Consider the following 3,602-nt stretch of genomic DNA (forward strand, 5'->3'; position numbering starts at 1 on the left):
CGATGGAGCAGAGCGTCCATCGACCCTTATCCCAGTCTGGTTTTCCAGTTGTCCGCCGCGTCAATTCCGCAATCCGTGAACGAGTCGGCTTAGATCTGCTTCGCAGACCACGCCGCCCCGTAGTCACGATTTACGATCTTGCCCCCGTCCTCACGCGGACAGGGGTTTCAAGCTGTCGTCACAACCGTTCGGGGGCCGCCCCTCACCTTTTCTCCACGTCTCACTTGATACCCCTTGACAGGTATGTTACGCTTGGGCTGCTGGCTAGCCAGCTGGTTCGCCCCGCGCGAAGCGCCCCCGAACCACCGCCCAAGACCACTTTTTGCGTTAACAAAACCGCAGGTCAGGGGCTATTTTTTTATGCCGGATTACGGAACACGGAACACAGGGGGGTGTGTCGTAGTACACCCCCCCCTGTTTTTCTCCCGAAATCAACCATGGCTGATTGATCCGAAGCTGTGACACAGCATGGTTTGTGCACACAAACCCACATCTTGCATGCACAAAAGAAGGGCAGGGAAAGCGATGCACACACCCGTTTCTTGGCCGCTCATCGCCGTCCCTGCCCTGTTGACCAGCCCGCTCATCACCAGGCGGCACGGGCGCTGCCGCGCCCTCTGATAGGGGCCTACGCGGCCCCTATTACCCCGCGTCCTCAGCTGTGACACAACTCGATTTAGCCATCGATGTCGCCCCAGCCCTTACCCCTCATAGTGCGTCTCGCCCTCGTTTGGGCGGTGGCACTCTCGGGCTGTGACATAGGCCTGCGCCTGCGCGCGCTCCTGCTCCTTGCGCTCCCACGTCATGGCCTGCATGACGTCTTTGAGATGTCGCCCGTTCCAGACCAGGACGCGGTACCAGTCAGGGCGCTCCTGACGCGCGTAGCGGCTCAGGACATGGTAGGAGTCGATGCCCTGTTCCTCGATGAAGTTCTCCATCTCCGCGATCACCTTGACCTTGTCAGAGGTGCCCTCGGTCATCTCGGCATAGTCGGCGCCGCCGAACTGCAGAACGTCATCCCTGCTGTACTGTGCCTTGTCCTTCTGGCCTGTGTGACACAGGTAGCGGGCGTAAGCCTTGCAGTCCTCAATGGGCACGCAGCTCGTGCCCTTCAGATCCTCGACAGACTCCATGACCTGCTCGTACGTCTTGACGGAGTTGAACATGAGCATGACGTGGTAGTGAGCCTTTTTCGGCTCACCCTGCTTGTGCTGCTCATTCTCCTGCTCGTCATAGGCCGTCCAGGTGTCCTGATCGTGCAGTGGAGACACGAACGCGGGAACGCACATCTGCGCGAGGCGATCGCGCCAGGCTGTGTCACAGCTCTCTGGATAGAGCAGGAAAGCCCAATTACGAGTGCGTTTACCTGCGCGTTTCTTGTCGTAAGCCCTATCTGCTTCCGTTCGCTTTCGAGGCATAAAAATGGCCCCTTCCTCGTCATGGAGAAAGCGGCTCCAAGCTGGTAATTCGTCCCGAAATTGGTAGAATAGTACCTAGGGTTTGGCGGAGCTACTATCTCCGTTTTTACTCGCTGGTTGTCGGCGGCAACCACAACCAGCCTTTGATTATTTTAGCCCATCGCGTCCGCGCGGTGGGCTTTTGTTTTTTTATCTGCGCTTGTAAACCTCGCGTCTATGCGCAACATCGACCACGAGAATGACGAGCCTGCCGTCATTGATGTCGCACAGGATTCGGTAGTCACCGACCCTGTATCGCCACACGCCTGCCAAATTTCCCGTCAATGCCTTGCCCCTGCTTCTTGGGTCTTCGAGCTTCGCTATCTCGTCAAGCTCGTCAAACACCCGCGCGGCAACGCCCTTATCGAGCTTGCGCATCGCCTTGTCGGCGTTCCTCGTGAAATCAATTCGCCAGGCCACAGTGCGCCCTTACCTCGTCGATGCTGTAGGTCTCAAGCCTGCCAGCACGATAGTCCTCGATATCCTTGAGAATCCCGTACTCGTACTCGAAACGGTCGATAGCTTCTTGCAGGGCTTCGTTAACGTAGAAGCTCCTCGACCTGCCAGTCTCCTTCGCAAGACGGCTGTAGCGCTCGTTCAACTCGGTTGGAATCCTCATTGATGTGACCGCGGTAGCCATGTCGCACCTCCTTGTCGTGTATTACAGGTACTACTATAACACATCATCTAGCCCGTCCGCGATACGTCCTCTGCGGTGCAGCGTGATCGCGGTTCCACGCATCCGCCGCCCGCTGCGCATCGCGCAGCACGTCATTAAGGCTCTGTTGCCTTGGCTGTTCCCTGCGCATCAGATATTCGAGCGAGCGCGATATTCGGCTTCTAAGCTCTTCCACTTTGATTCGTATTCCCGCAACTCCTGCTCTGATGCGGCTCGCGAGTCCATCGCACTTAACAACGATGTTATCGAGGATTGCGCCGCGCTCAGCTTTTCCCGCAGCTTCCCAGCCCCGAACCTCGGTAGCGATGGGTTGAAGCTCTCCAATGTCTCGCGCAACTCCGTCCGCTCGTTGCCGAAGACACTCCAATCGGTCTTGCTCATCTTCGATATCGAGCTTCACGTCCTCGAGCTGGCTGTCAAGCTCGGCAAGGTCACCCTCCTTGTCGGCAATCTCGGTAACAAGCTCTGCCTTACGCGCTTCGGCATCGTTTAGCAAAGCGGCGGCTTCTTCCCTAGCCGCCGCGACGATTCGCGCCGCTTCGTCCTCGGCAGGTTGCACGACCGCCCTATCGACCGCGCCGCGCACCTTGTCGATGTCCACTGACTTGTCCGTGTACACGCGCTGCGCCCGCGTCTCCTCGTCAAGCTCGATTGCGGGGCGGTAGCCCATGCGCCCCTCTAGGTAATCCCCAAGCTCCTTGTGCATGCTCTGGTAGAAGCTGCGGGGGCACATCTTCTTGTAGTTGAAGCGCCCATCGAGGATGGGCGTGAACGGCACGTGCATGTGGTCGCGGGCGGGCGTGCCATCCTTCAGCACCTCGTCCTTGTGGACGTACCCGCCCATCATGTTCTCGATGCCGAACTTCTTCGACAGGTACCAGTACGTCAGGCGGAAGAACCTGTCCTCATCGCCCTTGCGCACATTGTCGGGAAGCGTCACAACAACGTCAGCCATAACGACCGCATCCTTGCGCGTGGCGCGCTTCCCTGCGGCCTTCTGGGCTTTGTTCACGCGCTCGATGCGACTCTCCACCGTGCCCCAGTTCGGCTCGCCCTCGCGCGGCTCCACGCGCCCCACAACGAGCTTGCCGTCCTTGTTCGTGTAGTGGCCGACCACCAAGTCGTTCTTGATGCGCTCGGGATCGATATTGTCGCGCTCCAGGCTGCTGCGGTCGCGGCGGTAGTGGGCGAGCATGTGCCCGACCGATGGAGCCTTGTATTTCGCGATGTGAGCCATGGAAACCTCCGAGCCGTACAGACTTAATCGACTAAAGTCTAGCACGTTAGACCTTAGCTGCGCTAAGGACGTGCCCTGCGGGGCTTCTCCGCAATCCTCCCAGCGGTCGAGATTGCTGCGCGTCATCGGCGGCGGCACCTCTTCCTTGCCCGCTCGGCTCCGCCGAGATGGAGGGGTGAAACCCCTCCAAACCACCCCGACGTATCGGTATCGGATATCGGATTCCCAT

Annotated in this window: 4 protein-coding genes; all 4 read right to left on the bottom strand. The window is 58.9% G+C overall.

Annotated features, from left to right (window positions below; translation table 11 throughout):
* Positions 1 to 701 precede the first annotated feature (701 nt).
* Positions 702 to 1,418 (bottom strand): replication protein, encoded by a 717-nt coding sequence (locus tag I2D41_RS01185; RefSeq protein WP_195363269.1) that lies wholly within the window; start codon positions 1,416 to 1,418, stop codon positions 702 to 704.
* A gap of 189 nt (positions 1,419 to 1,607) precedes the next feature.
* Entirely contained in the window at positions 1,608 to 1,877 is a 270-nt protein-coding gene (locus tag I2D41_RS01190) for a type II toxin-antitoxin system RelE family toxin (protein ID WP_035138972.1), read from the bottom strand.
* A complete protein-coding gene (gene relB, locus I2D41_RS01195; RefSeq protein WP_035138971.1) occupies positions 1,861 to 2,097 on the bottom strand; it encodes a type II toxin-antitoxin system RelB family antitoxin in 237 nt (78 codons plus the stop codon). Before relB ends, I2D41_RS01190 begins: the two co-directional genes overlap by 17 nt.
* Positions 2,098 to 2,140: 43 nt before the next feature.
* Positions 2,141 to 3,499 carry a plasmid recombination protein gene (locus tag I2D41_RS01200; protein WP_195363270.1) on the bottom strand — a complete coding sequence of 453 codons (1,359 nt, stop codon included), beginning with the start codon at positions 3,497 to 3,499 and terminating at the stop codon, positions 2,141 to 2,143.
* Positions 3,500 to 3,602: the final 103 nt, after the last annotated feature.

This window comes from Collinsella aerofaciens, assembly GCF_015552075.1.
Classification (GTDB): domain Bacteria; phylum Actinomycetota; class Coriobacteriia; order Coriobacteriales; family Coriobacteriaceae; genus Collinsella; species Collinsella aerofaciens_Y.